This window comes from Rugosimonospora acidiphila (genome assembly GCF_039543385.1).
GTDB classification, from domain to species: Bacteria; Actinomycetota; Actinomycetes; order Mycobacteriales; family Micromonosporaceae; genus Rugosimonospora; species Rugosimonospora acidiphila.
The window spans coordinates 17,113-43,740 of record NZ_BAABJQ010000015.1 but is presented as its reverse complement, the minus strand read 5'-3'; the positions used below and the strand labels follow the sequence as shown (position 1 = coordinate 43,740).

The following is a 26,628-nucleotide window of genomic DNA, read 5'->3' as shown; positions in this document are numbered from 1 at the left end:
GCGGGCCGGGCGACCACGATGGGTCGGTGATCGACCGGATCGAACGGTTGTCGACCGACGACCTGCCCGCCTGCCTCGCGCTCGCCGAAAACCGTGAGTGGCTGCCGGAAGCGCACAAGTGGCGGCTGCTGTTCGCCGTCGGGACCGTGTACGGGCTGCGCGACGAGGCCGGCGACGTGGTCGCCACGGCCATCCTCACCCGGTACGGCACCCGGCTCGCCGCGATCAGCATGGTGCTGGTCGCCAGTCGGTACGGCCGGCGCGGCCTCGGTGGGCGGTTGATGACACACCTGCTCGACGAAGCCGGCGACGCGACGGTGTTCCTCAACGCCACCCCGTACGGGCGTCCGCTCTACGAGCGGCTCGGCTTCGTGCCGATCGGCACCACCCACACCCACGTGGGTCGCCTGGAACCCACCGGCCCGGCCGCCACGCGCCCGGCGGTCCCCGGCGACCTGGCCATGCTGCTGGCGCTCGACGCGCGGGTCAACGGCGCCGACCGGTCGCACGTGCTGCGGACGTTGCCGGACTTCGCCGAGTGCGTTCGCGTGGTCGAGCGGCGGGGGATCGTCAGTGGGTACGCCGCCGCGTGGCGCAACGTCGACAATGTCGTCATCGGGCCGGTCATCGCGGCGGACGCGGCGGACGCCAGGGCGCTCATCGGCGACATCGCCGCGACGATCGATGGGCCGGTGCGGCTCGACCTCGACGGCCGTCATCCCGAGCTGAGGCGGTGGGCGGCCGGTCGGGGAGTGCCGGAATGGGGGTCGACCACCGTCATGGTGTACGGCGCCCCGGAACTCCCCGGCGACCGGGACCGCTGGTTCGTCCCGCTGATGCAGGCGCTCGGCTGACTTTCCCGGCGTCGCACCCGTCCGGCGTCAGCCGATGCTCGACCCGCGCGGGCGTTCGACGCGAACGGGATTGCCGCGCACCAACTCGTCGTGGATGTGCCAGCGGGCGGCGTCCACGGCGCGTCCCACCGCCTCGTCGCCGGCCGCGAGGCGCTCGCGCAGCAGCCGCATGGCGATGCGCCGGTTGAGGCTCGACTGCCGCTCGGTGTCGACCACGACCACCAGCCCCGAGGGGCGGTGGGTGGCCCGCACCGCCGTGCTCGCCTTGTTGCGGTGCTGGCCTCCTGGCCCGCCGGTGCGGCAGGGCACCACGTCGACGTCTGCCTCGTCGAAGCTCGTGTGCGGGGCGTCGAGCTGGTACGGCCGAGCGATGACGTACCAGTTCTTCCGGCCGGAGCCGGGCCGGTAGGGGCTGGGCGCCTGCCAGCACAGGGTTCCGGTCCACGAGGCGGCGAACGCCTCGGCGCTGGTGCCGGCGATGTGGACCAGGGCCGATCGGTAGGTGCCCGGCCGGTCACCGGGGACCGTCTGGAGGCGGTGGGTCTGCAGACCGTGCCGGGCGGCGTCGGCCTCCAAGCGGGGCAGCAGCCGGGACAGCGCCCAGGCGCACTCGAGCGGACCGCGCCCGGCCGACAGCAGCAGCGGCACGCTCACGGCCGGCCCCGCCCGCGGCGGTGGTCGCGGCGGTCCCGGGTGGGCGTCGAGCCGACGTCGGCCGTCTTGTAGGTGACCACGGGGACCGTGCTGGCCACGGGCGTGGCCAGGCCGTGCTCGACGAGGTCGCCGATGACCTGCTCGATGCGCTTGTACGCGGTCGGCGCCTCCTCGAACAGCAGTTGGCGGTCGCCGCACACCACCAGCGAACCCACCGGCGTGCGGCGCAGCTCTTCGACCGTGTGCTTGGCCCGGCCCCGGCGCAGGGCGTCGGCGCGCGACATCTTGCGACCGGCGCCGTGCGCCACGGAGTGGTTGGCCTCCGGTCCGGCGTGCGCGGCCACCACGTAGGACCGGGTGCCGCGGGTACCGGCGATGAGCACGTCCCGGCCGTCGCCCGGCGCGGCCCCCTTGCGGTGCAGGTAGATCCCGTCGTCGCGGACCTCGACCAGGTTGTGGCACTGGTCGATCACCGGCTCTGTCGGCACGGCGCCCAGCGCGTGAGCCACCCGGGCGGCCAGCAGCCGCCGGTTGAGTGATCCCCAGCGGACGGCGTCGTCATGGGCCGCCAGATACCCGGCGGGATCGGGTGCGGGACCCGCGCCGTGGACCGACGTGTGTTCCCGCAGGATCCGTTCGCCGAGCCCGCGGGATCCACTGTGGACGATGAGCACCAGGTCGCTGGCGGTGAGTCCGAGGCGCCGCGCGTGATCCGGCGCGGCCACGGTCTCGACCCGGGCCAGTTCCACGAAGTGGTTGCCCCGGCCGACCGTACCGAGGCTCTCGACGTGGCCGGCCGGGATGTCGCCGGTCAGCACGGACCAGGCCGGGTCGTCGGCGTCCCGATCGGGATCGAGCGCGCGGTCGAGGTCGGGGAACCGGGCCGCGAGCCTTTCGGGTACCGGGCGCTTGAGGCTGATGGGGAACACCGCGATGCCGCACCCGATGTCGGAGCCCACCAGGAACGGGTACAGCACCCTCGACGCCATGGCGGCGCCGATGGGTGCGCCCTTGCCGGGGTGCAGATCCGGCATGGCGGCGACGTGCAGCATGCCGTCGAGGGCGGCCACCTGGTGGCACTGTGCGACGGCGTCGGACTCGACCCAACTGGTGGGGGAGGTGAACATGGCGACGGTGGCCGTACCCGGAACAGGGGTGGGCCGCGGCAGGGGCTGCTGCCGGGATGGTTGGGCAGACAAGGACGCTCTCTTCGCCGGAACGGGTCTGGATGGGCGGCGGCGGATCGGCGCGATGGGGCGCCGAGGAACCGAGAAGCGGCGGGGTGCTGTCCATCAGAACGTCATGAACACCAGGGTCCCCGAACCCGCCCCGGCGAGGCAAACGGTTTTCGGCGGTGCGGTGGCGATCGGTAGCGGCGGGGTCGCGGTCCGTCAACCGGACCGGGGAATCCTGTCCGCCCCGGGCTCGGGATCGCTGGTGCCCGGGCGTGGCTCCTGCTGCCTGTAGTGTGCACGGAAGTCGCTGGGGCTCGTGCCGTTGATGCTGTGGAACTGCCGGGAGAAGTAGAACGGATCGGAGTAGCCGACGGAGCGGCCCACCTCGGCGATGGGCAGGTCGGTCGCGACGAGCAGTTCCCGGGCGCGCGAATTGCGAAGGCGCTTGATGTATTCGAGGACCCCCATCCCGGCCGAGCGGCGGAACACGGAGGCGAAGTGGGAGGTGCTCAGTCCGGCCAGGCGCGCGAGTTCGCTGACGCTCGGCGCGTCGGCGAGGTTCTTGCGCAGGTAGTCCTGGGCGATGTGTACCCGTTCGGTGGTGCCTGCCGGGCCGAGCCGGCGCTCCGAGGCGATCTGCGCGAACAGGTTCCACGCCGCCCCGGCAGCGGCGAGCAGGCTGGCCTCGGTCTCGTCCCGTTCCAGTGCGGCGATGACCCGATCGACCAGATTCCACGCGGTGTACGCGTCGCGCAGGGGCGCCACGGGTACCCGCCCCGGCCCGAGCGCCGCCTGGGTCAGCTCCGGTACGTCCAGCCCGTCGGCGTGGAACCACCCGATCGTCCAGGGGTGCTCGTCGTCGGAGCTGTACCGGTGCGGTTCGTTCTTCGGGATGACGACGGCGTCGCCGGCGTTCACCCGGTACGTGCGCCCGCCGAACCAGACCTGCCCCGCGCCGTCCTGACAGACGATGACGATCGACGTTGACGTACCGCCTGGCCTCGTCATTAGGTGACCGCGAGCGCGCGGAAAGTAGCCGACGTCGGTCACGAGCAGTCGCGAGGTGAGTCCCGTGCGCAGCGCGTGGGCGGTCAGAGGCGCTGGAAGCACGCGGAAGCGTTGGCCGGGGAAGCCGTCGAGTGGAGCCACGCCGCCATGTTATCGAGCGGTGATGAAGCCGTTGATTCGTCCAGGTCTGACGACGAAACCTCTATGTACCCTGGTGTCAACGCGCCAGTAACGTGCCCTCGTGGCACGGCGCACTCGGATGAAGCGGCATCCCATCCCTTCAGCTACGCCGCGCGGTGAAGACCGCCGCGGTCGGGGGTAGCGCCGATTCACCTGCATGTGTGTGAGAGACAGGTGTGTTGAAGAGAAGAGAGAAAGCACGGATGAATAACCGCAAGATTGGTCCGCGTGGCCGCCGCCTATCCCTGGCCGGAGTATCGGCCGTGGCCGCCGCGGCGGTCCTGGCACTGTCGGCTTGCTCCGGCGGTGGCTCGGGCGATTCCGGCAGCGTATCCGGGCAGACGCTCACCTACTGGGCGACGCTGCAGGGAACAGGCGCCGACCAGACAACTCAGACGCTCACGGCCGAGTTCAAGAAATTCACCGCCCAGACAGGGGTCAAGGTGAAGCTCGAGGTGATTCCCTGGGCGACCCTGCAGACCCGCATCCTCAACGCGGTCACCAGCGGTAACGGCGCCGACGTCATGGAGATAGGAAACACCTGGGCGCCGTCGCTGGCCGCCAGCGGTGGCTTCCTGGAGTTCACCCCGGAGGTTCTCGACGAGATCGGTGGGCAGAGCAAGTTCGTGCAGACGAGCTTCGCCGAGAACGGCCTGCCGGGCAAGACCCCGATGTCGGTTCCGGTGTACGCGACATCGTACTCACTGGCGTACAACAAGGCCGATTTCGCCGCCGCGGGCATCACCGCGCCCCCCACCAGCTGGGACCAGCTCATCGCCGACGGTAAGAAGCTCACGACCAACGGCCGGTACGGCATCGCGCTGGACGGCAGCAACGCGACGGACGCCTCGCACTGGGCGTTCTTCCTCGGCGAGCAGGCGGGGGTTCCCCTGTACAACTCGGCGGGCAAGCCCGACTTCGCCAATGAGAAGCTCGCCAACGCGTTGACGACCTACGTCGGGCTGTTCGGCAAGGATGGCATCGCCAACCCGGCCAACGCCCAGAACGGCGCCGCGCCACTGACCGACTTCGCCAAGAACAAGGCGGCGATGACGATCGGGCAGGGCGTGGCCACCAGCCTCACCCAGCTCGGCATGGACGCCTCGCAGTTCGGCATCGCCCAGGTGCCGGTGTTCTCGCCGCTGCCTGCCGGCGGCAAGCCGATCGAGAGCCACGTCGCGGGCATCAACCTGGTCGTGCGCGACTCCACCGAGCACCAGAAGGCGGCGCTGGACCTGGTGAAGTTCATGACCAGCGAGCAGGAGCAGGTGACGATCAACCACATTTACGGCACCCTGCCGGTGGTCACCAGCGCCTACGACAACCCGGAGTTCGAGGACGCCACGACCAAGGTGTACCAGGACATCCTGGAGAACCACAGCGCGCCGATGCCGCTGGACCCCTCGGAGAGCCAGCTGGAGACGCTGCTGGGGGGTGCGGTCACCAGCCTCATCGCGAAGACCGCCTCGACCGGCACCACGCCGTCGACCAGCGCGATCGTCTCCGCGCTGAACGACGCGCAGCGCCAGCTGATCGCCACCACCGGCGGGCAGTGACCCCCAGTCACGAGACGGGTGCGGCGGCTTGGATCGCGCCGCACCCGTCCCGCGCGCCTGTCATTCCATCGGGCAACGGCTGAACCCGGAAAGGCACCACAACCCATGGTCAACCTGGTCACCGACGACGATCGCCGCACGCGGCGGCCGTCGCGTCCGCGGCGCACGAAACCGGGGTGGTGGCAGAACCCGAAGGTGATGCCCTTCCTGCTCGTCGCGCCCGCGATCTTCTTCGAACTGCTCATCCACATCATCCCGATGATCGCCGGGGTGGTGATGGCCTTCTACCACCTGACCATCTACACCATCCGCAACTGGTCGAGCGCCCCGTTCGCCGGCCTGGGCAACTTCCGGATCAGCGTCGACACCTCCGGCCCGATCGGACGCGGGCTGCTGGACTCGTTCTTGGTCACGGTGCCGTACACGCTGCTGGTGCTGCTGTTCTCGTGGGTCATCGCGATCGCGGCGGCGGTGTTCCTGTCGGTGGAGTTCAAGGGGCGCTCGTTGCTGCGCTCGCTGTTCCTGCTGCCGTACGCCCTGCCGGCGTTCGTGGGCATCATGACCTGGACGTTCATGTTCCAGAAGGACAGCGGGGTGGTCAACCACCTGCTCGTCAACGACCTGCACGTGCTGCACTCGGGGCCGTTCTGGCTCATCGGCGGCAACGCGTTCTGGGCCATGGTGGTCACCGCCGTGTGGAAGACGTGGCCGTTCGCGTTCATCATGCTGCTGGCCGCGGTGCAGGCGGTGCCGGACGACCTCTACGAGGCCGCCGTGATGGACGGCGCGGGGATGATCCGGCAGTTCCGGTCCATCACCCTGCCGCAGATCCGCCAGACCAACCTCATCATCCTGCTCATCCTCGGCATCGGCACCTTCAACGACTTCAACACCCCGTTCGTCATGTTCGGCAGCGCGGCACCCAAGAGCGCGGAAACGATCAGCATGTACATCTACAACAACGCGTTCGGGTCGTGGAGTTTCGGTCTCGGCTCCGCGATGTCCGTGCTGCTGTTGCTGTTCCTCGCCATCGTCTCGTTCGTCTACCTGCGCGTGACGCGTACCGGAACGGAGGCCGTCGATGCGTGAGACGAACGCAGGGCGCTGGGTCAGGCGCGTCGCGCTGACCCTCATCGGCATCTTCACCCTGCTTCCGGTGCTCATCATCCTGGACACCTCGGTCAAGCCGCTGGCGGAGGTGCAGGACGCGTTCAGCTGGTGGCCGCACCACTTCACCCTGCACGCGTACGTGCAGATGTGGCACACCGTGCCGCTGGCGCACTACTTCCTCAACAGCATCATCGTGTCGGTGGTCGCGGCGGCCATCTCCGTGGTGCTGGCGACCCTGGCCGCGTACGCGGTTTCCCGGTTCGCCTTCGTGGGCCGGCGCCTGTTCTCGTTCGCGGTGCTGTCGACCCAGATGTTCCCGGGCATCCTGTTCCTGCTGCCGCTGTACCTGATCTTCATCAACCTCCAGCGGTACACCGGAATCGCGCTGTCCGGGTCGCTGCTCGGGCTCATCATCACGTACCTGACGTTCGCCCTGCCCTTCTCGATCTGGATGCTGATCGGCTTTTTCGACACCATCCCGCGCGAACTCGAGGAGGCCGCGTTCGTCGACGGCACCGGCCGTTGGGGTGCGCTGTGGCGCATCGTGCTGCCGGTGGCCCGCCCCGGAATCATCGCCGTGGCCATCTTCGCCTACATGACCGCGTGGGGTGAGGTGCTGTTCGCCTCGGTGCTGACCACCGAGTCGACCCGTACGCTGGCCATCGGCCTGCAGGAGTACGCCACCCGGAACGTCACCGACTGGAACCAGATCATGGCTGCCTCGGTCGTGGTCAGCATTCCCGTGGTCGGCGGGTTCCTCGCCGTGCAGCGGTTCCTGATCCGTGGCCTGACGGCCGGCGCCGTCAAGTAATCCCGACCAATTCTCCGAACAGTACGAAGGAAAGACATGGTTTCGCGCCCCACCCGCAGCCTGACCGCCGCCAGCCCGCCCTGGATCGGGGTGAACTTCTGGAGCGCCGCCGGCGGTCCGTTCATGTGGCGTCAGTTCGACGAACAGACCGTCTCGACGGAGCTTGCCGCCCTGGCCGAACTCGGGTTGAACGTCACCCGCAGCTTCTGTTTCTGGCCCGACTTCCACCCCGAGCCGTACCGCATCGACGAGACGATGATCGGGCACTTCCGCAGGTTCCTGGATCTGCACGAACAGCACGGTCTTCGGACCATCCCCACCTTCATCATCGGCGGCATGTCCGGGCGCAACTTCGACCCCTCGTGGCGCCGGGGCGGCAACCTCTACGCCGACGGGTACCTGCTGGGGCGCCAGGCGGCGTACATCCGCACGGTCGTCGCCGGCATCGCCGACCACCCGGCCATCGCGGGCTGGCTGATCAGCAACGAGATGCACTTCTACGGCGGCAGCGACGAGCACGAGAACATCCGCGCGTGGGCCGAGCTGATGACGCAGGCGGTGCGGGCCGGCGGCGGCCGGGGGCCGGTCTCCCTCGGCGACGGCGTGCTGGGCGTGGACCTCTACGGCGAGGACAACGGGTTCCGGCTGCGCGAGCTTCGCGAGACCATCGACTGGATCGGTCCGCACCTGTACGGCATGGGCGACGACCTCATCCGCCAGCACCTGCTGATCGCGTTCAAGCTCGAGCTGGCCAACACCTTCGGCCTACCCGTGGTGCTCGAAGAGTTCGGACTGACCAGCAACTTCTCCTCTGAAGAACACGCCGGCGACTACTACCGCCAGGTGCTGCACTCCGCCCTGGCCGCGGGCGCCACCGGCTTCATCGCCTGGAACAACACCGATTTCAACCTGGTCGACCAGCCACCGTACAGCCACCACCCGTTCGAGCTGCACTTCGGCATCATGACCCCCGACCAGCAACCGAAGCAGGCCGCCCGGGAGATGTCCGCCTTCGCCCGCACCCTGGGAGAGATAGACCTTCCGCGCTGCACCCGCGCCGACACCGACACCATCATGGTCGTGCCGCAGTGGCTCGACGGGGAAACGTCCGGGGTCGAGGACGGCGCGGCGGACGTCGAGTTCGAGATCCTGCACCAGGCCTACGTGTCGGCCCGGCTGGCCGGCCTGACGCCGCTGCTGGTGCGCGAGGCGGACGGGATCCCCGAGGCGAAGTTGGTGCTGGTGCCCTGTGGCCGGCGCCTTTCCGGGCCGACCTGGCGACGCCTGGAGCACCTGGCCCACGAGGGCGCGCTGGTCTACGTCTCGTACTTCTCCGGCGACATCCCCGCCCAGCGCGGGCCCTGGCACCCCGACTTCGACGGCATGTTCGGCATCCGGCACGGCCTGCGCTACGGGCTCGTCACGCCGGTGCACGCGGACGAGGTCGAGCTGCGCCTCGACCGCCCGTTCGGTGGACTGAACCCGGGCGACTCGCTGGGCTTCCGCGCCGCCGGCAGCTACTCCGGTCGCAGCCGGCTGCCCTTCGAGCCGGTCGATGCGCAGGCCGTGGCGACCGCCGACGGGCAGCCCGCGCTGGTCACCCGGCGCACCGGCCGCGGCCAGATCGTGCTGCTCGGCTACCCGGTGGAGTACTTCGCCGCGCGCACGCCCGACGTCAACCCGGACGGCGCCGTGCGCCTGTACCGCGCCCTGGGCGTCGAGGCGGACGCGCTGCCCAGCGTCGACAACGGCGGCGACCCGAGGCTGATCGTCGACGCGCTGGTACGCGACGACGGCGCCCGGTTCGCCATCGTGATCAGCGAACACGCGGAGCCTGTCACCGCCACGGTGGGCGGAGCCGAGGTGTCGCTGCCCGCGTTCGGGGCGACGGTCGTCCGGCTGTAGCCGGTTCGAGTGCGCCATTGAATCGTCCAGGTCAAACGACGAATTCCGGCATTCCTCAAGCAGATTGCCCTTCATAGGATCGTCGTATGGTCAATGCCGCCGGGCGGGTACCGCTCCGGTGCCCACCCGGCGGCCGTGCACCTGACCGCATCGCAACCGACAGCAGGAGCAAGAGCCCACCGTGGCGGATACCGCAATGCCCAACCACGTCCACTTCCACCAGGCCGGCGTCAGCGTCGTGTTCGCCACCGGCTCCGGCCGGCTGCCCCGCCTGCTCTACTGGGGCGCGGGCCTCGGCGAGCTGACCGACGCGGAACTCGACGCCCTGGCGACCGCACAGATGCCGCCGTTCGAACACAACCCGAACGACCAGGTCTGGGACGTGTCGGTCCTGCCCGAGTTCGAGGCCGGGTGGCTCGGCCGCCCCGGCGTGGAGGGCTCACGCGACGGCAGGGACTGGTCACCGGCGTTTCGCGTGAGCGCCGCGGCGGTGCGGCGGGGCGCGCCGACCGACGACGCGCGCACCGCCGACCGGCTGCACGTCGTGGCGCGCGACGACCACGCCGAGCTGACCCTCGAACTGGACCTCGAACTGCTCAGCACCGGCCTGCTGCGGGCCCGCGCGAGCCTGACCAACACCGGCGAGGCGTACCGGGTCGACGCGATCAGGATCGTGCTGCCGGTACCGAGCCACGCCGACGAACTGCTCGACTTCACCGGCCGGCACCTCATGGAACGGGTGCCGCAGCGCACCTCGTTCCCGATCGGGCTGCACGCGCGGGAGCAGCGGGGCGGGCGCACCGGCCTGGACGCCGCGCACCTGCTCATCGCGGGCCGCGGCGGTTTCGGGTTCCGCGGCGGCGAGGTGTGGGGCACCCACGTGGCGTTCAGCGGCAACCAGTCCCTGTACGCCGAGCGCCTGTACAACGGCGCTCGCGCGCTCGGCGGCGGCGAACTGCTGCAGAGCGGCGAGATCATCCTCGCCCGCGGCGAGAGCTACTCCTCGCCCTGGTTCTACGGCGCCTACGCCGACGGCCTCGACGAGCTGGCCGGCCGGTTCCACGCGCACGTGCGCTCCGGACGCGCGTACCCGTCGGGTCCCCGGCCGGTGGTGGTGAACTCCTGGGAGGCCGTGTACTTCAACCACGACCTCACGGCCCTGACGCAGCTCGTGGACCGTGCCGCCCAGATCGGGGCCGAGCGCTTCGTGCTCGACGACGGCTGGTTCGGCTCCCGGCGCGACGACCACAGCGGCCTCGGCGACTGGACCGTCTCACCGGAGGTCTGGCCGGACGGGCTGCACCCGCTCATCAAGCACGTCAGGTCGCGGGGCATGGACTTCGGCCTGTGGGTCGAGCCCGAGATGGTCAACCTGGACTCGGAGCTGGCCCGGGCCCACCCCGAGTGGCTGTTCTCCGCCGGCGGCCGGGTCGGCTACTCGTCCCGGTACCAGCATGTGCTGGATCTGACCCACCCGGAGGCGTACGCGCACATCCGGGACGCCCTGCTGGCGCTGCTCGACGAGTACGACATCGCCTACCTCAAGTGGGACCACAACCGCACGCTCGTGGAGGCGGGCCACGCGCCCGAGGGTCGGCCCGCCATCCACGGGCAGACGCTGGCCGTCTACCGGCTCATGGACGAGCTGCGCGCCGCCCACCCCGGGCTCGAGATCGAGTCCTGCGCGTCGGGCAGCGGCCGGGTCGACCTGGGGATCCTGGAGCACGTGCAGCGGGTGTGGGGCAGCGACACCAACGATCCGGTGGAGCGGCAGCAGATCAACCGGTACCTCAAGCTGCTGGTACCGCCGGAGCTGATCGGCGCCCACGTCAGCCCCTCGCCGTCGCACACCACGGGACGCGCGCAGACCCTGCAGTTCCGCGCGGAGACCGCGGTGTGGTGCCACTTCGGCATCGAGATCGACCTGCGCACCTCGTCGCCCGAGGAGCTCGCGGAACTCAAGTCCTGGATCGGCTTCTACCGCGAACACCGGCACCTGCTGCACGGCGGCACGGTCGTCAACGGCGACCACCCCGACGAGGCGATCTGGGTCTGCGGGGTGGTGGCCGCCGACCAGCGCGAGGCGTGCTACGGGGTGTCGACCCTGCGCCGGTCGGTCACCTGGCCGCCCGGCCCGGCGCTGCTGCCTGGCCTGGCCGATCACCTGCACTACCGCACGAGCCTCGCCCCCGAGGTCCAGCCCGCGCCGACGGGCACGCCGCTGCCGGAGTGGACGAGGGTACCGGGCGCCATGACCGGCGCCGTGCTGCGCCGGGCCGGCGTGCAGCTGCCCCGGCTGCTACCCGAGACGGGACAGGTCATCCGGCTGCGCGCGGACTAGGGCGCTGCCGCGACGGGCGGGCCCGCCCTCACGGCGACCGCTTGTCGCGGTGCGCCCAGGCCACCGATCCGGCCACCGAGATCCACCGCAGCCACACTCTCAGGTGAGGCCTGGCGCCGGGCGCTCGCAGGGCGGTGAGAAGCGCGATCAGGTACAGGGCGAGCGGGAAGATCCGCGCCCACGGATGGGTGACGAACGCCGAGAGCAGATAGCTGCCCACCAGCAGCAGGACCAGGTCGAACCGGTCGCCCACGGGGCCGCTGCGGTCGAGGCGCCGTGGGACACCGCGCCATACCCCCGAAGACGGCCGCCGAAACGGCGGTCAGGGGCCGAGTGCGGGCGGTTTGAACCCGCCTCGCCGGCCGGCTCCGGCCCCGGCGCGTGACCGCGTCGGGGCCGGAGCGGCACCTCACGCCAGGCGACGCATACCCTGCTCGATGGCCTCGATGATGCTGGGGCGCAGCTGGGCGGTCGAGATGATCGCGTCCACCGAGCCGACCCGGACCGCGCGCTGGATGCTGTGTACGCGGTCGAACTCCGCCGCCACCTCACCCAGCTTCTCCGCCCGCACCGACGCGGTCACCTCGGCCAGCGCGGAGTTGCGCGCCGCGCGCTCGGCACCGCTCGCCGCGGCGACCTGCGCCTGCAGGTCGGCGACGCGCGGATCGGTGGCCGTGCGGTTGTTCACCTCGGCGGAGAACACAACGGCCGCGGCCGGCGCACCGCCGAGCACGGACGCGAACGAGCCCTCCAGCGCCAGCACCGTCATGCTCGGGTTCAACGCCTTGGAGAACACCACGAACGCGCCACCGTGGTAGCGCGAGATCACGCAGAACACGATCGGACCCCGGAAGTTCACGATCGCGCGGCCGATCTCGGCGCCGTACTCCAGCTGCAGCTTGCGCATCGACTCCGGCGAGCCGTCGAACCCGGACAGGTTGGCCAGCACCACCAGCGGCCGGTTGCCCGACGCCGCGTTGATGGCCCGCGCGGTCTTCTTCGACGAGCGCGGGAACAGGGTGCCGGCGGTGTAGGCGTCCGGGCCGTCGGTGGGTGGGAAGCCGCGCCGCGGCACCGAACGCGACTCGATGCCGACGAGGCAGACCGGCCAGCCCCCGATGTGCACGTCCTGCACCGCCGAGGTCTCCGCGTCCGCCATGCCCGCCCAGCGCTCCAGCACCGGGTGGTCCTGGTCGGACAGGGCGCGCATCACCGAGCGGATGTCGAACGGCTTCTTGCGGTCGGGGTTGTGCTGGACGGAGAAGATCTCGCCGATCGTCGCGAACTCGCTGCCGGGCATGGCGTGCGGGAACGGGGAGACGTCGCGGTCGGCCGGGTCAGCGGTGTCCGCCCGGCGCGGTCCGGCTTCGCCCGGCAGGACGTAGGCGTGGGCGTAATGCGCCATCAGCACGTCGCGGGCGGCGGGCAGGTTCGGCGCCCAGTACTGGGCCTGACCGTTCGGGCCCATCACCCGGTCGTAGCCGCCGATGCCGAAGTTGTCCTCGGCCGAGACGCCACCGGAGAAGTCGAGGGACTGCTTGCCGGTGAGCACCATGGCCGAGTCGGGCGTCATGACCAGGATGCCCTTGGTGTGCATGAGCATCGTGGCCTCGGCGTTCCAGTACGGCTGGGCGCCCACGTTGATCCCCGCCACGACAACGTTGATCTCGCCGCCGGCCTGGGTGAACTCCACGATCCGCTTCAGCGCGGCGGCGACCCAGTCCATGTTCTCGGTGCCGGATTCCATCGAGATCCGGGCGCCCGCGGACAGCGCGAACCACTCCAGCGGCACCCGCATCCGCTCGGCCAGATCCAGCGCGGCGATCACCCGTGAGCACTCCGGCTCGGACAGCGCACCGAGCGCCTTCGTCGGGTCGCCCAGCAGCACCACCCGCGTGACACCCTCCGGGTACCGCGGGGTCGGCGTGCGCACCACGCCGGCGATGATCGCGGCGGTGTTGCGGCCCTTCGGCCGGTCCACCGGCACCAGCTCGCCGTCCGCCAGGTCGTGCTCGACGAACGAGCCGTCCGGGCCGGCGAGCATGTCCGTCAGCTCGTACGGGTAGACGTTGCCGCGCCGCGCCGCGCGCAGCACCTTCTGCCGGTAGTCGTCCAGCGGCAGTACCGGGTCGGTCGACGGCTGCCCGACGCTGAGCCGGGGGCCGTTGCCGGCGCTGGTCGCGATGCGCACCGCGATCTCGGTCAGCTCACCGCCGTCGCCGCGCTCGCGGGCGAGGAACTCGACCTCTTCCAGTCCGGCGCCGGCGGTGGTGGGCAGGATGCGGTGCGCGAGCATGCCCAGTTCGTCCGTGCTCAGGTCGCTCGGCGGCCAGACGTAGATGAAGATGCGGTTGGTGTCCAGCCGCCGGTTCTGCGGCCGCTGCGACTGCACGTTGCGGATCGCGTCGAGGCAGCCGGCGAGGGCGTTCTCCATGGTGGGCAGCGCGACGAGCCGACCGTCGGCCTCGCGCAGCGCCGTCAGGTCGCGGACCTGGGTCATCGCCACGAGGCGCTCGTCGGCCCGGTTCTCCCGCGCGACCGCCCGGAACAGGTAGATCTCCTCGTCGGAGGACGGCAGCCGGGTGAGGTCGAACTCGCGCCACCGTTCCAGCTGCATGGCCGCGGCGATGAGCGGGTGCAGCCCGCGGATCAGGCGATCCTCGGTGACCGCGTCGCCCTGCGGATGGAACGTGAAGTGGTGGTGCATCACGGCACCGGCGCTGCCGGCGACCGTGGTGGTGATCCGCTCGATCCCCGGCGGCAGCACCGCCGCGGCGAGGACCTCGCCGAGCCGCTCGGCCGTGGCGTCGACGTCGGCCGGCTGGTCCCGCCAGGTGAGGTAGAGGTCGGCGACCAGTTTGGCGTCCGCCGGCAGGTCCCGGGCCAACTCGGCGACCGCGCCGACCGCGTCCGGCAAGGCGGCGAAGTCGACGGCGGTGGTGACGACGTGGGTGTTGCCGGCGTGCTGGGCGGTGACGAACCGGCAGCCGGCGAGGTCGAGCGACCGGACGTCGGACAGCGAGCGGTTGCCGTAGTAGCGGCGGGTCAGCACCTCCAGCAGCGGTGCCTGGTCGTACCCCGGCCGGCCGATGCGCTGCCCGACCAGGCGGACCAGCGGCTCGGCGACGGCGACCATGGCCGCGATCCGGTCGGCGCGGTCCGGGGCGTCCGGGTTCCGGTCCAGGTAGCGCAGCTCGTGGCGGACCGCGACGTAGGCCTCCGCGCGGTTGCGCCGCAGCAGCGGCATGGCGAACCAGCGGAACACGACGCCGTGGGCCAGGTCGGAGACCGCCGGGAAGCGCACCTGGGTGGCCTCGACGAGGTGCTCCAGGGTCAGGCCGGCGCGCTCGCGCAGCGGATCCCTCGGCTGCGCCTCCTGCAGCCACTGCCGCAGCAGCGCCGAGATGACCCCGACGTCCGAGGAGGCCCGCTGCTGGGCCAGGAAGATCCGGAACACCGCGGACTCGAGCTCGGGCGTGCGGGTCAGCTCGGTCACGCCGTAGTGCGCGAGCACCCGGGTCAGCTTGGCCTGGAAGCCCTCGGTGAGGCCGGCCCGCTCGGCGTCGAGGCTCTGCAGGTAGCTGTGGAAGTATTCGCGGGGGCTGTGCACGTGACTCGACGGCTCTTCGAGCTGGCTCGCCGGCCTGTTGCGGCTCAGCTCGGACAGGTCCGCGAACGCGCGCAACAGGTCCAGCTCGCCGGCCAGGGGGCGGTTCGCCTCACCGAGTTCCTTGCGCGCGGCAAGGTACCCGGCGAGCACCCGGGTGCGGTCCTGCTGGTCGACGTCGTACCCGAGCACCAGGCTGAGCAGGTCCTGCAGGCCGCGCTCGGCGCGCTGGTTGGCGGTCGCCGAACCGTCCTCGGCCGGCAGGTCGATCTCGACCGCCTCCGTGTCCGCGCTCTGCGCGTCCGCCTCATCGCCGTCGCCCAGGGGCTCGAGCCACATCAACGGCGTCCCGGTCTCGATCTGGCTGCCCACGGAGACCGGCAGCTCCCGGACCCGGGCGCGGAACGGCGCGCGCAGCACCGTCTCCATCTTCATGCTCTCCACCACGAGCAGCGGCGCGCCGGCCTCGACCTCGTCGCCCACGGCCAGCGGGGTCGCGACCACCAGCGCGGGCCAGGGGGAGCGGATCACGCCGCCCTCGTCGAGGCTGACCCGGTGCGTGACGCCGTCGACCTCGACCAGGTGCGTCGGCCCGTGCACGCCGGTGACCAGGCGGAACCGGGCGCCGTTGACCGTGATCTGCCCGCTGTGCTCGTCGAAGCGCTCGACCTCGACGTCGGCCGGGTGCACGTCGCCGCCGCTGGAGATGCCCACCCGGAACCGCTTCTGGCCGATCCGGGCCACGTGCACGCGGTACCCGACGCCGCGCAGCTTGAGGTCCAGGGGCCGGCCGCTCTCGTGCTGCACCTGGGGCCGCCCGCCGTGCGCGGTGGACAGCAGGCGCTGCCTGGTGACCTCCTCCTCGTCCAGGTACGCCTCGATGGCCGCGGCGGCCAGCGCGATGGCCGAGTGCCGGTGCGAGACCAGCCGGCCCTCGCCCCGGACGCGGTCGATCCAGCCGGTGTCGGCGCTGGCGTCGATCACCTCGGGCTGGTCGAGCAGGTCGAGCACGAAGCTCTTGTTGGTCGCGCCGCCCTCGATGATCACCGTCGTCTCGGCCATGGCGCGGCGCAGGCGGCCCAGCGCCTCGTCGCGGTCCCGGCCATAGGCGATGATCTTCGCGATCATCGAGTCGAAGTCGGCGGGGATGCTGTCGCCCTCGGCCACGCCGGTGTCCACCCGGATGCCCGGACCGGCGGGCAGGGCAAGCCGCGCGATGCGGCCGGGGGAGGGCGCGAAGTCGCGGTCGGGGTCCTCGGCGTTGAGCCGGGCCTCGATCGCGTGCCCCAGTTCGGCCGGCTGCGCGCCCTCGAGCCGGCCGCCGGAGGCCACGTGCAGCTGCAGCTTGACCAGGTCGGTGCCGGTGGTGATCTCGGTGATCGGGTGCTCGACCTGCAACCGGGTGTTGACCTCGAGGAAGGCGAACAGCTTTTCGCCCGGGTGGTAGAGGAATTCGACGGTGCAGGCACCGCGGTAGCCGACGGCGTTGGCGAGCCGCTCGGCGGACTCCTTCAGCTGCGCGGTCTGCTCCGGGGCCAGCACCGGGGACGCGGACTCCTCGATGATCTTCTGGTTGCGCCGCTGCACCGAGCAGTCGCGCACGCCCAGCGCCCACGCCGTGCCCTGACCGTCCGCGATCACCTGGACCTCGACGTGCCGGGCGCCGGTGACCAGGCGCTCGAGGAACACCACGCCGGAGCCGAACGCGCGCAGGGCCTCCTGGCTGGTGCGCTCGTAGGCGTCGGTGAGGTCCGCCGGTGACGCGACGACGCGGATGCCGCGCCCGCCGCCGCCCGCGGTCGCCTTGAGCATCAGCGGGTACCCGACCTGCTCGGCCGCCTTCAGCGCGTCATCGAGCGTGGCGACCTCGCCGCGGCTCCACGGCGCCACCGGGACGCCGACCTCTTCGGCGATCAGCTTCGCGCCGATCTTGTCGCCGAGCTTGCGCATCGCCTCGGCACTCGGCCCGATGAACGTGACGCCGATCCGGTCGCACAGCTGCGCGAACGCCGGGTCCTCGGCGACGAAGCCCCAGCCGACCCAGGCCGCGTCGGCTCCGGTCTCGACGAGCGCGCGCTCCAGCTTGGCGAGGTCGAGGTAGGGCCGGGCCGCCGCGGGGCCCAGCGGGTAGGCGATGTCGGCCTCGCGCACGAACATCGCGGTCCGCTCCGCGTCGGTGTACAGGGCGACGGTCTCGATCCGAGTTCCGGTTTGTGCGGAAAGATCCCGCACTGCGTGGATGAGCCGCATCGCGGACTCTCCTCGGTTGACGATGGCGACACGTCTGAACACCGGCTGATTCCTCCCCGAGTTGTCAGTGAAGGCGACGTCGAAGCCGCGGGACGTCGCCTGTACCGGCATACACCCTGCCCCTATACCGCCGGGTACACCACATCGTCGCGGACACTCCCGCGAACGATCAGTTGTAGAAACTCTACAAAAATCGGTGTCGGCCAAACAGTACGGGAGGCGATTCACTTGGCGATTAGGGGTCGCCACGGGGGGAGGCGCGTCACCCGTCCCGCTGGTGCGTATCCGCTGGCGGCGGGTAGTCCCGGCCGTTCAGGGCCCGGTAGACGAACCGGGTGATGGCCTCGACGGCCTCGTCCTCGGGAACGTCGGACCACACCCGGGTGAGGCCGTCCATCAGCACGCCCATCATCGTCAGGCTGGCCTCGGGGGTGGCCGGCAGGTTGTGCACGTGCTCCAGATGGCTGGTCAGGTCGTCGATCTGCGCCCGGCGGAAACGCTCGACGACACCCGCGAAGTCCCCGCTGACCAGCGCCGCCTGGCTCAGCGCGAGCATGGTCGGGGCGTGCGCGTGGTACACGCGCCAGAAGGCGGCCACGTGGTAACGGATCGCGTCGGGGTCGGAGAAGTCCGCCTCGTGCTCCTCGGTCCCGGCCAGGGCGTCGCCCGTCGCGGCCACGTCGGCCAGGAGCGCCTCGAGCAGCTCTTCCTTGCTGGCGAAGTGGTTGTAGAACGAGCCGGCCGCCCGCCCTGCCTCCGCCGTGATGTCGGTGATCTTGGTGTTGAGGTAGCCGCGGGTCGCGAACAGGCGCTTGGCGGCGTCGATCAGCGCCACCCTCGTGTCTGCCGCCTGCTCCGCGCGCTTCACCTGTCCACCTCCTTGACATCGCACGCTATCAGCGCCCAAGCTGAATTCACTTTCACTGAATGGAGATTCACCCATGAAGGTACTCATCGCGGGTGCCGGCCCCACCGGGCTGACCCTGGGGATCGACCTGGCCCGGCGCGGCGTCGAGGTGCGCGTCGTGGACAAGGCCACCGAGTTCTTCGCCGGCTCCCGGGGCGACGGGATCCAGCCGCGCACGCTGGAGGTCTTCGACGATCTCGGGGTGCTGGACGCCGTGCTGGCCGCCGGGGCGCCGATGGCGCCGATCCGGGTGCACCTGGACGGCCGGGTCGTGGACGAGCGGCGGATGGTCGAGCCGCGCGAGCCCAGCCCGGGCGTGCCCTACCCGAACCCGTGGGTGCTCGGCCAGTCACAGCTCGAGGGGATCCTCCGCGCGCGACTGCTCGACTTCGGCGTGCGCGTCGAACTCGACACCGAGTTGGTCGGCCTGGAGCAGGACGGGGACGGGGTGACCGCGCGGCTGTCGACCGGGCGGGTGGGCCGGTTCGACTACCTGGTCGGGGCCGACGGCGGCGCCAGCTTCGTGCGCAAGGCGATCGGAGTGGCGTTCCCGGGTACCACCGACGAGTCCTTCCGGATGCTGCTCGGGGACGTGTGCGCGCCGGAGCTCGACGCGGGCGTCGGCCACTGGTTCGCCGCGGCGGACGACCCCATGTCGGGCGTGGTGCTGACCCCGCTGCCGGGCATCGGGATGTTCCAGTTCGGCATGCCGCTGGGGGAGGGTGACGACGCCTCGCTGGAGACGATGCAGGCCGTCCTGGACCAGTTCTCGGCCGGCGTGCGCCTGACCAGGCACGGCTGGTCGACGGTGTGGCGGCCGAACGTGCGGCTGGCGCAGCGGTACCGGGTGGGGCGGGTGTTCCTGGCCGGCGACGCCGCGCACGTGCACCCGCCGACCGGTGGGCAGGGCATGAACACGGGTGTGCAGGACGCCTACAACCTTGGCTGGAAGCTGGCCGGGCAGACCGCGCTGGACAGCTACGAGGCCGAGCGGCGGATGGTCGCGGCGCGCGTGCTCGGCGTGAGCACCGAGCTGATGAACCGGTACACCGAGGGCCGCGAGGACGCGTACAAGCGCGGCGAGGAGGGCTTCGGCCTGAACATCACGTACCGTGCCCCGGACGCCGCCGGGCCGCTGGTCTCGGGCGACCGCGCCCCGGACGCCCCGGTCCTGGACGCGAGCGGAAAGCGGATCCGCCTGTTCGACCTCTTCCGCGGGCCGCACGTCACCCGCCTGTCCTTCGGCGTGCCCGCCCCCGAGCAGGAGCACGCCTACGCCGTGCTGCGCCCCGACGCGCGGCCGGACGACGGTTCGTACGGCGACGCCTCGTACGGCGACGCGCGGTACGTCGTGGACGTCGAGGGCCATGCCTTCTCGGGCTACGCAGCCTCGCCGGGCGACAGCTTCCTGATCCGCCCGGACGGTTACCTGGGCTGAGGAGAAACCCGGGCGCAGGGCCGCGGCCGGCGGCGAACACGTCTTGACGGGCCGTCGGCGACGGAGTTTGATCGCCATTAGTCAACGTCGATTGCCCGATCGCGTTCCGGATACCAGCCGGCGCGCTCCGACCATCCGCGACGAAGCGGCGGCCGGTGCGCGCGCGCCGGAGGTATACCCGCTCACGGACCGCAGTGGTGTGACGCACCGTACCGCAGGTCCAGGAGGACTCGATGAGACAAACACCCCACGATGCCGCGCGCCGCCTGCTCGGCGCGTTCGCCGCGGCCGTACTGACCACGACCGCGCTGGCGGCGGCCCCGGCCGATCCCGCGCTCGCCGACCCCGCCGCGGGGGCCACCCCGCCGTTCGCCAGCTATGAGGCCGAGGCCGGCGCCCTCGGCGGCGGCGCCACGGTGGTGTCGCTGACCGCGGCGCCCACGACGCAGTACTCCAGCGCGGCGCTGGAGGCGTCCGGGCACGCGTACGTGCGGCTGACCGGCACCGGCCAGAGCGTGCAGTGGACCAACGCCACCTCGGCGCCGATCAGCGCCATCAACCTCCGGGCCAGCATCCCGGACTCCCCGGACGGCAGCGGCACCACCGCCACGCTCGACCTGTACGTCAACAACACCTTCCGGCAGGCGCTGAACCTCAACTCCCGGCAGAGCTGGTTCTACGAGGGCAACAACAACTACAACGGCAGCGACCAGAACCCGTCCGACGGCGACCCGCGCGACTTCTTCGACGAGTTCCGCACGTTCATCACCGGCGCGCCGATCGCACCCGGCGCGACGCTGACCCTCAAGCGGGACGCGGCCAATACGGCGGCCTTCTACGACCTCGACGTGGTCGACGTGGAGAACCCACCCGCGCCGCTGAGCCAGCCGGCCAACTCCATCTCCATCACGAGCTGCGGCGCCGTCGCGGACAACAACCCCACCAACGGATCCGGCGACGGCGGGGCGGTGGACAGCACCGGGGCCATCCAGAACTGTGTCAACCAGGCGCAGTCGCAGCACAGGACGCTGTGGATCCCGGCCGGCACCTTCTACCTCAAGGGCACGACCGGGTTGCAGGCCACCGGCATCACCATTGCCGGCGCGGGGGTCTGGTACAGCACCATCTACCGGGACGTCCCGCTGCCCAACAACACCCCGCTGGCCGCCCTGTTCAACCTGACGTCGTGCACGGTGCGGGATTTCCACCTCGACTCCGACGCGCGCAGCCGCGCCATGGTTGACGGCGGCGGTGGGGCGATGGACACCACCGGCACGAACTGGGTCGCCGATGACATCTGGAGCCAGCACGTCGAGTCCGGCTTCTGGGCCTCGGGCACCGGCGGAACCGTCGAGAACAGCCGACTCACCGCGATCTGGGCCGACGGCATCAACCTCAACAACGTCTCGCTGAACAACTCCGTCGGCAACAACCTCACCGCGACGAACAACTTCGTGCGCGGCACCGGTGACGACGGCATGGCCATCAACTCCGTCAACTACAACACCGACTCCGGCGGCAACCGGACCTACTACACGCCCATGTCGCACATCACGATGACCCACAACACCATCGTCGCGCCCTGGGGCGGCAAGGGCATCGGCATCTACGGCGGTAGCGGCCAGGACGTCGAATACAACTACATCTCCGACACCGCCCGCTACATCGGCCTGGGCGCCGGCCGCTTCGGCGTCAACGGCAGCGATCTGCTCGGCGCCACGGTCAACGGCAACGTGGTGGTCCGCTCCGGCGGCAACGCCTACAGCCAGGGCCAGCCCGCCCTGCACATCGGCAACGGCGGCGACGGCCAGAACGTCGGCGTGGTCGACCACGTCACCGTCACGAACAATACGGTCACCGCCGCCCTCTACGACGGCATTGGCTTCTCCACCTCCACGAACACGGTGCTGCAGAACAACACCGTCGACTCGCCGTGGCGCAACGGCATAGTCGTCGCCCCGCCGTTCTACCCGGCACCCAGCGGGTCGGCCAGCATCACCGGCAACACCGTGACCGGGCTGCGCTCGGGACAGTCCGCGTTCACCAACAACTCCGGCGGCTTCGCCGCGTCCGCGAGCGGCAACAGCTGGCAGGGCGGCGCGAGTCCGGAGGGCCCGTACGGCGGCACCGCCGCGGCCATCCCCGGCGTCGTGCAGGCCGAGAACTACGACACCGGCGGCAGCGGGGTGGCCTACAGCGTCACCGCGGCGGGCGGCACGGCCAACGGTTACCGGGCCGACGGCGTCGACCTGGAGTCCACTTCGGACACCAGCGGCGGCTACAACCTCGGCTGGACCGGCGGCGGCCAGTGGTTCCGGTACACCGTCAACGTCGCGTCGGCCGGCACGTACACGCTCAGCGCCCGGGTCGCCGCGCCGGTTGCCGTGAACGACGCGCTGCACCTCGCCGACGCGTCCGGGGCCAACCTCACCGGCGGCGTCAACCTCCCGGCCACCGGCGACTGGCAGAACTGGACCACGGTCACCGCCCGGCTGACCCTGCCCGCCGGTCGGCAGGTGCTCACGCTGGCCGAGGACAACGCCGGCTGGAACGTCAACAGCCTGCGTTTCGACGCCACCGGCGGCGGACCCACCCCGACGAACCTGGCGGCCGGCCGGCCCACGAGCGAGTCCTCACACACCGACGTGTACCCGTCCTCCAACGTGACGGACGGGAACCAGAACTCGTACTGGGAGAGCACGAACAACGCGTTCCCGCAGTGGGTTCAGGTGGACCTCGGGTCGGCCCAGTCCGCCGACCGGGTGGTGCTGCGGCTGCCGGCGTCGTGGGGAGCGCGCGACGAGACGCTGTCGCTGTCCGGCTCGACCGACGGGTCGACCTTCACGACCGTCAAGGCGTCGGCGACATACACCTTGTCGCCGGCCGGGAACGATACGGTCACCATCACGTTCCCGGCGGTCCCCGAGCGGTACTGGCGGGCCACCATCACCGCCAACACCGGCTGGCCCGCCGGCCAGGTCTCCGAGTTCGAGGTCTGGAACCAGTAGGGCGGCGGACCCGAACCGGGCGCCGTCGAGCCGCGGTTCGACGGCGCCCGGCCGCGCCGAACGGGCGGCCGGCTCAGGCGATTTTCAGGAACCGCGTGGTCACGCCCGCGGCGGCCTGCACGGCCGATCGGATGGCAGCGGCGGAGTCGAGGATCCCCACGGCGGCCAGGTCCGCCGGCTCCGCGGCGACGACGTGCACCCCGCCCTCGGCCGGGACCTCGGGGATGCCCGCGTTGACCAACAGTTGCCGCATCGGAGCCTCCAGCGCCTCCTTCACAATTTTCATGCCGGTGACGCGGTCGGTCGCCGCTTCCGGGATGCTCAGCGCCAGGGCGGCCTGCCGGAACGCAACCCCGCCCCCCGGCCGACATCGCCAGCGCTGGATGGTCAGTCGCGCGGCGACATCGGCCGGCGGACCGCCGACTGCCACGAACCGCTACGAGGAGAGCCGCACCCGCTCGGCCTGGGGGCCCTTCTGGCCCTGCCCGATCTCGAACTCGACCCGCTGGCCGTCCTCCAGGGACTTGTAGCCATCCATCTCGATCGCGCTGAAGTGCACGAACACGTCCTGGCCGCCGTCGACAGCGATGAAGCCGTAGCCCTTCTCGTTGTTGAACCATTTGACAGTTCCAGAGGCCATTGCCACTCCTTGGGCTCGACGGCAGTGCGGCTCATGATAGGCGGTACGCGCAGGGGCGTCGATACCGTAATTCGTGCCCCACGCGCGCCCGCAGGAACGTCTATGCTGGCCCCTACCCGTGGGAGTGGGTGGGGGTGCGTGCCTTCGCCACGACCCGGCTCCGGCCGTGCCCGCCCCCCAATCGCGAAGGGAAACAGCCATGAGCCGCGACGTCCGCGCCATCTTCGCCGACATCGACACCGCCGATCCGGATCGGTTCGTCGCACACCTCACCGACGACGTCGTGTTCCGGTTCGCCAACGCCGATCCGGTCGTCGGGCGGGCCGAGGTCAGGGACGCCGTGGCCGGCTTCTTCGCCACCATCGGCGGGCTCACCCACCACGTCATCAACGTCTGGGACGTCGGAGACACCTCGATAGCGCAGATCGACGTGGAGTATGTGCGCAAGGACGGGCGGCACGTCACCGTGCCGAACTCGGACATCCTCACGTTCCGCGGCGACCTCGCCAGCCACTGGCTGATCTACATTGATCTCGCGCCGGTCTTCGCCTGAGGGCACCGCACCATGGATCACCCGGTGCCGATCGACCCCACCCGGCCGAGCCCGGCCCGCATCTACGACTACCACCTCGGCGGCGCTCACAACTACGCCGTCGATCGGCGGGCGGCCGAGCGGGTCACCGCGATCATGCCGGAGCTGCCGCTGATCATCCGGGCGAACCGGGCCTTTCTGCACCGCGCGGTGCGCTCACTCGTCGACGCCGGCATCCGGCAGTTCCTCGACCTCGGCTCCGGCATCCCGACGGTGGGCAACGTGCACCAGGTCGCCGCGCCCGGGTCGCGAGTGGTCTACGTCGACGTCGATTCGGTGGCGGTGGCGCACGCCCAGTCGCTGCTGGCCGGCCACGACGACGCCGGTGTGGTCCGGGCCGACCTGCGCGACGTGCCGTCGGTGCTGGGCGCGCCCGAGGTCCGCCGTCTGATCGACTTCGCGCGGCCGGTGGGCGTGTTGATGGTGGCCGTGCTGCACTTCGTGCCCGACCGCGACGACCCCGCCGGCATCGTGGCCGCCTACCGCGACGCCGTCGCCCCCGGCAGCTACCTGGTCGTCTCCCACGGGGCGGCCTCCGAGGACGAGCGGGCGCCGGTGACCGCCGACGCGGCGGCCGACGCCTACTCCCGCAGCGTCTCGGAGTTCACCCTGCGCACCCGCTCGCAGGTCGCCGGCCTGTTCGCCGGGTTCGAGCTGATCGACCCCGGCGTGGTGTACGTGAACGAGTGGCGCCCGGATGACCCCGGCGGCGAGCCCGCCCGGCGGCTGGCGCAGCTGGTCGGCGCCGGCCGGAAACCGTAGCGCGCCGCTCGGGCGGTGGCGGTTGGTGAATATTCACCGTCTTCGTCACCAGTCGAAAGCGCGCCGCGAACCGCTCCGACACTAGCTCGATGCGCCCGCCCACCGGGCGGCGGTACGGTTCGCGGCATGTCGCGTATCGGCCGTACCACCTGGGGAATTGTCCTTGCCGTGACTGGATTACTCGTCGGCGTCGCGGGTCCGGCGGTGCCGGCCGTCGCCTCGCCGGCCCAGCTGGGTAGCGGCACCGTGCTACGCGGCATCGACCTGCAGAAGGCGACCATTCCGGAACTCGAGCAGGCCATGGCCACCCACCGGCTGAGCGCGACCGAGCTGACCGCCTTCTATTTGAACCGGATCCGGCAGCTCAACCCGACGCTGCACGCCGTGGTGAGCACCGCCCCGCTGGCGCTGGCCGACGCCGTGGCCAGCGACCTGATCCGCAGGACCCGTGGCCCGCGCGGGCCGCTGGAGGGCATCCCGATCCTGCTCAAGGCGAACATCGACACCGCCGACCTCCAGCCGACCACGGCCGGCTCGTACGCGCTGGCGGGGTCGAAGCCGGCGCGGGACGCGGCCCTGGTGTCCAAGCTGCGCGCGGCGGGCGCCATAATCCTCGGCAAGACCAACCTGACCGAATGGGCGGCCTTCCGCGACGGGGGAGTGTCCAGCGGGTGGAGCGCGGTCGGTGGAGCGACCGCCAACCCCTACGTCCTGGACCGTAGCCCGTGCGGGTCGAGCAGCGGCTCCGCGGTGGCCGTCGCGGCGGCACTCGCGACCGTGGCGATCGGCACCGACACCAACGGCTCGATCCTGTGCCCGTCCGGCATCAACGGACTGGTCGGCGTGCGCCCCTCGCTGGGCCTGGTCAGCCGGACCGGGGTGGTACCCATCTCCGCCGAGCAGGACACTCCCGGTCCGATGGCGCGCAACGTGACCGACGCGGCGACCGTGCTGTCGGTCATCCAGTCGGTGGACCCGACTGACCCGGCGACGGTGGCGGCCGGAGCCAACACCACCCGGCAGTACCAGCAGGACCTGAACCCGGACGCGCTGCGGGGCAAGCGGATAGGCATCTGGCGGAGCGGCCGGAACCCCGACGTGACCCGGGTGACCGATGAGGCCGTCGCCGCCCTGCAGTCGATGGGCGCCACGGTCGTGGACAACGTGCGCATCAACCTCGGCCAGGCCGACGCCGACCAGAACCAGGCGCTGCTGGTGGAGTTCAAGCACGACATCAACGCCTACCTGGCCAAGACGCCCGGTTCGCACCCCCGCGACCTGGCCGGGTTGATCGCGTTCAACGAGCAGCACGCCGACGTGGAGCTGCCCTACGCCGGGCAGCAGGACTTCATCAACGCGCAGGCCACCAGCGGCGACCTGACCGACCCCGCGTACCTGCAACTGCGCGCCCAGACGACCGCACAGGCTCGCGCCGGCGTCGACAGCGTCCTGGCGGCCAATGACCTCGACGCCATCTACATGCCGGCCAACGGCCCCGCCCAACTCAATGCCCCGTCCGGTGTCGCCGGTACCGGCGGCGTGGTCACCTCCAGCCCGGCGGCGCTCACCGGGTACCCGGCGGTGACCGTGCCGGCCGGCTTCACCGCCGACGGCATCCTCCCGCTCGGCGGCCAGTTCCTCGGGCCACAGTTCAGCGAGCCGGACGTGCTGTCCTACGCGTACGCCTTCGAGCAGGCGACCCAGGTGCGCCGGCCGCCGACGTTCCTGCCCACCCTGCCCACGGCCGCCGGAACGCCGGCCGCCGCACACTGACCCGACTCACCGCCGGCCCGGCCCGGCCTGGCTGACTGCGGCCCCCGGCTCATCGCG

At 71.1% G+C, this 26,628-nt stretch carries 19 protein-coding genes; 11 read left to right on the top strand and 8 right to left on the bottom strand.

Annotated elements, in window-relative coordinates:
• The first annotated feature begins 26 nt into the window (after positions 1-26).
• A complete protein-coding gene (locus tag ABEA87_RS23760) occupies positions 27-854 on the top strand; it encodes a GNAT family N-acetyltransferase (protein WP_345632979.1) in 828 nt (275 codons plus the stop codon).
• Between the two features lie 27 nt (positions 855-881).
• Here the strand turns inward: ABEA87_RS23760 and prfH are convergent, their stop codons facing one another.
• The 3 genes from prfH to ABEA87_RS23745 form a co-directional block, all read right to left on the bottom strand.
• Positions 882-1,508: a peptide chain release factor H gene (prfH, locus tag ABEA87_RS23755; RefSeq protein WP_345632978.1), complete on the bottom strand. Its 627-nt coding sequence runs from the start codon at positions 1,506-1,508 to the stop codon at positions 882-884.
• Positions 1,505-2,707 (bottom strand): RNA ligase RtcB family protein, encoded by a 1,203-nt coding sequence (locus tag ABEA87_RS23750; protein WP_345632977.1) that lies wholly within the window; start codon positions 2,705-2,707, stop codon positions 1,505-1,507. The genes prfH and ABEA87_RS23750 overlap by 4 nt, the downstream gene beginning before the upstream one ends.
• A 192-nt stretch (positions 2,708-2,899) precedes the next feature.
• A complete protein-coding gene (locus tag ABEA87_RS23745; RefSeq protein WP_345633213.1) occupies positions 2,900-3,733 on the bottom strand; it encodes an AraC family transcriptional regulator in 834 nt (277 codons plus the stop codon).
• A 341-nt stretch (positions 3,734-4,074) separates the two neighbouring features.
• Here ABEA87_RS23745 and ABEA87_RS23740 point away from each other — a divergent pair, with 341 nt between their 5' ends.
• From ABEA87_RS23740 to ABEA87_RS23720, 5 genes are all read left to right on the top strand, one after another.
• Entirely contained in the window at positions 4,075-5,427 is a 1,353-nt protein-coding gene (locus ABEA87_RS23740; RefSeq protein WP_345632975.1) for an ABC transporter substrate-binding protein, read from the top strand.
• Between the two features lie 105 nt (positions 5,428-5,532).
• Positions 5,533-6,516 carry a carbohydrate ABC transporter permease gene (locus ABEA87_RS23735; RefSeq protein WP_345632974.1) on the top strand — a complete coding sequence of 328 codons (984 nt, stop codon included), beginning with the start codon at positions 5,533-5,535 and terminating at the stop codon, positions 6,514-6,516.
• Complete coding sequence (locus ABEA87_RS23730) at positions 6,509-7,348, top strand: carbohydrate ABC transporter permease (protein WP_345632973.1); 840 nt, start codon at positions 6,509-6,511, stop codon at positions 7,346-7,348. The genes ABEA87_RS23735 and ABEA87_RS23730 overlap by 8 nt, the downstream gene beginning before the upstream one ends.
• Positions 7,349-7,384: 36 nt before the next feature.
• On the top strand, positions 7,385-9,253 hold the full coding sequence (locus ABEA87_RS23725; RefSeq protein WP_345632971.1) for a beta-mannosidase: 1,869 nt from the start codon (positions 7,385-7,387) through the stop codon (positions 9,251-9,253).
• Positions 9,254-9,449: 196 nt separating this feature from the next.
• Positions 9,450-11,594: an alpha-galactosidase gene (locus tag ABEA87_RS23720; protein WP_345632970.1), complete on the top strand. Its 2,145-nt coding sequence runs from the start codon at positions 9,450-9,452 to the stop codon at positions 11,592-11,594.
• 28 nt (positions 11,595-11,622) lie between these two features.
• On the opposite strand, the gene ABEA87_RS23715 is transcribed toward ABEA87_RS23720, so the two are convergent.
• From ABEA87_RS23715 to ABEA87_RS23705, 3 genes are all read right to left on the bottom strand, one after another.
• The gene (locus tag ABEA87_RS23715; protein ID WP_345632968.1) at positions 11,623-11,847 is read right to left on the bottom strand and encodes a hypothetical protein; all 225 of its coding nucleotides are present in this window, start codon (positions 11,845-11,847) and stop codon (positions 11,623-11,625) included.
• A gap of 156 nt (positions 11,848-12,003) precedes the next feature.
• On the bottom strand, positions 12,004-17,493 hold the full coding sequence (locus ABEA87_RS23710) for an ATP-binding protein (RefSeq protein WP_345632966.1): 5,490 nt from the start codon (positions 17,491-17,493) through the stop codon (positions 12,004-12,006).
• 220 nt (positions 17,494-17,713) lie between these two features.
• Complete coding sequence (locus ABEA87_RS23705; RefSeq protein WP_345632965.1) at positions 17,714-18,319, bottom strand: TetR/AcrR family transcriptional regulator; 606 nt, start codon at positions 18,317-18,319, stop codon at positions 17,714-17,716.
• A 73-nt stretch (positions 18,320-18,392) separates the two neighbouring features.
• On the opposite strand from ABEA87_RS23705, the gene ABEA87_RS23700 reads away from it, so the two are divergent.
• On the top strand, positions 18,393-19,796 hold the full coding sequence (locus ABEA87_RS23700) for an FAD-dependent monooxygenase (protein WP_345632963.1): 1,404 nt from the start codon (positions 18,393-18,395) through the stop codon (positions 19,794-19,796).
• A 233-nt stretch (positions 19,797-20,029) separates the two neighbouring features.
• Complete coding sequence (locus tag ABEA87_RS23695) at positions 20,030-22,804, top strand: galactose-binding domain-containing protein (protein ID WP_345632961.1); 2,775 nt, start codon at positions 20,030-20,032, stop codon at positions 22,802-22,804.
• Positions 22,805-22,877: 73 nt separating this feature from the next.
• Here the strand turns inward: ABEA87_RS23695 and ABEA87_RS23690 are convergent, their stop codons facing one another.
• A complete protein-coding gene (locus ABEA87_RS23690; RefSeq protein WP_345632959.1) occupies positions 22,878-23,234 on the bottom strand; it encodes a hypothetical protein in 357 nt (118 codons plus the stop codon).
• A 6-nt stretch (positions 23,235-23,240) separates the two neighbouring features.
• A complete protein-coding gene (locus ABEA87_RS23685; RefSeq protein ID WP_345632957.1) occupies positions 23,241-23,444 on the bottom strand; it encodes a cold-shock protein in 204 nt (67 codons plus the stop codon).
• Between the two features lie 199 nt (positions 23,445-23,643).
• Here ABEA87_RS23685 and ABEA87_RS23680 point away from each other — a divergent pair, with 199 nt between their 5' ends.
• The 3 genes from ABEA87_RS23680 (at position 23,644) to ABEA87_RS23670 (ending at position 26,571) form a co-directional block, all read left to right on the top strand.
• Positions 23,644-23,997 carry a nuclear transport factor 2 family protein gene (locus tag ABEA87_RS23680; RefSeq protein WP_345632955.1) on the top strand — a complete coding sequence of 118 codons (354 nt, stop codon included), beginning with the start codon at positions 23,644-23,646 and terminating at the stop codon, positions 23,995-23,997.
• 12 nt (positions 23,998-24,009) lie between these two features.
• Complete coding sequence (locus ABEA87_RS23675) at positions 24,010-24,798, top strand: SAM-dependent methyltransferase (RefSeq protein ID WP_425570939.1); 789 nt, start codon at positions 24,010-24,012, stop codon at positions 24,796-24,798.
• A gap of 126 nt (positions 24,799-24,924) precedes the next feature.
• A complete protein-coding gene (locus ABEA87_RS23670) occupies positions 24,925-26,571 on the top strand; it encodes an amidase (protein WP_345632952.1) in 1,647 nt (548 codons plus the stop codon).
• Positions 26,572-26,628: the final 57 nt, after the last annotated feature.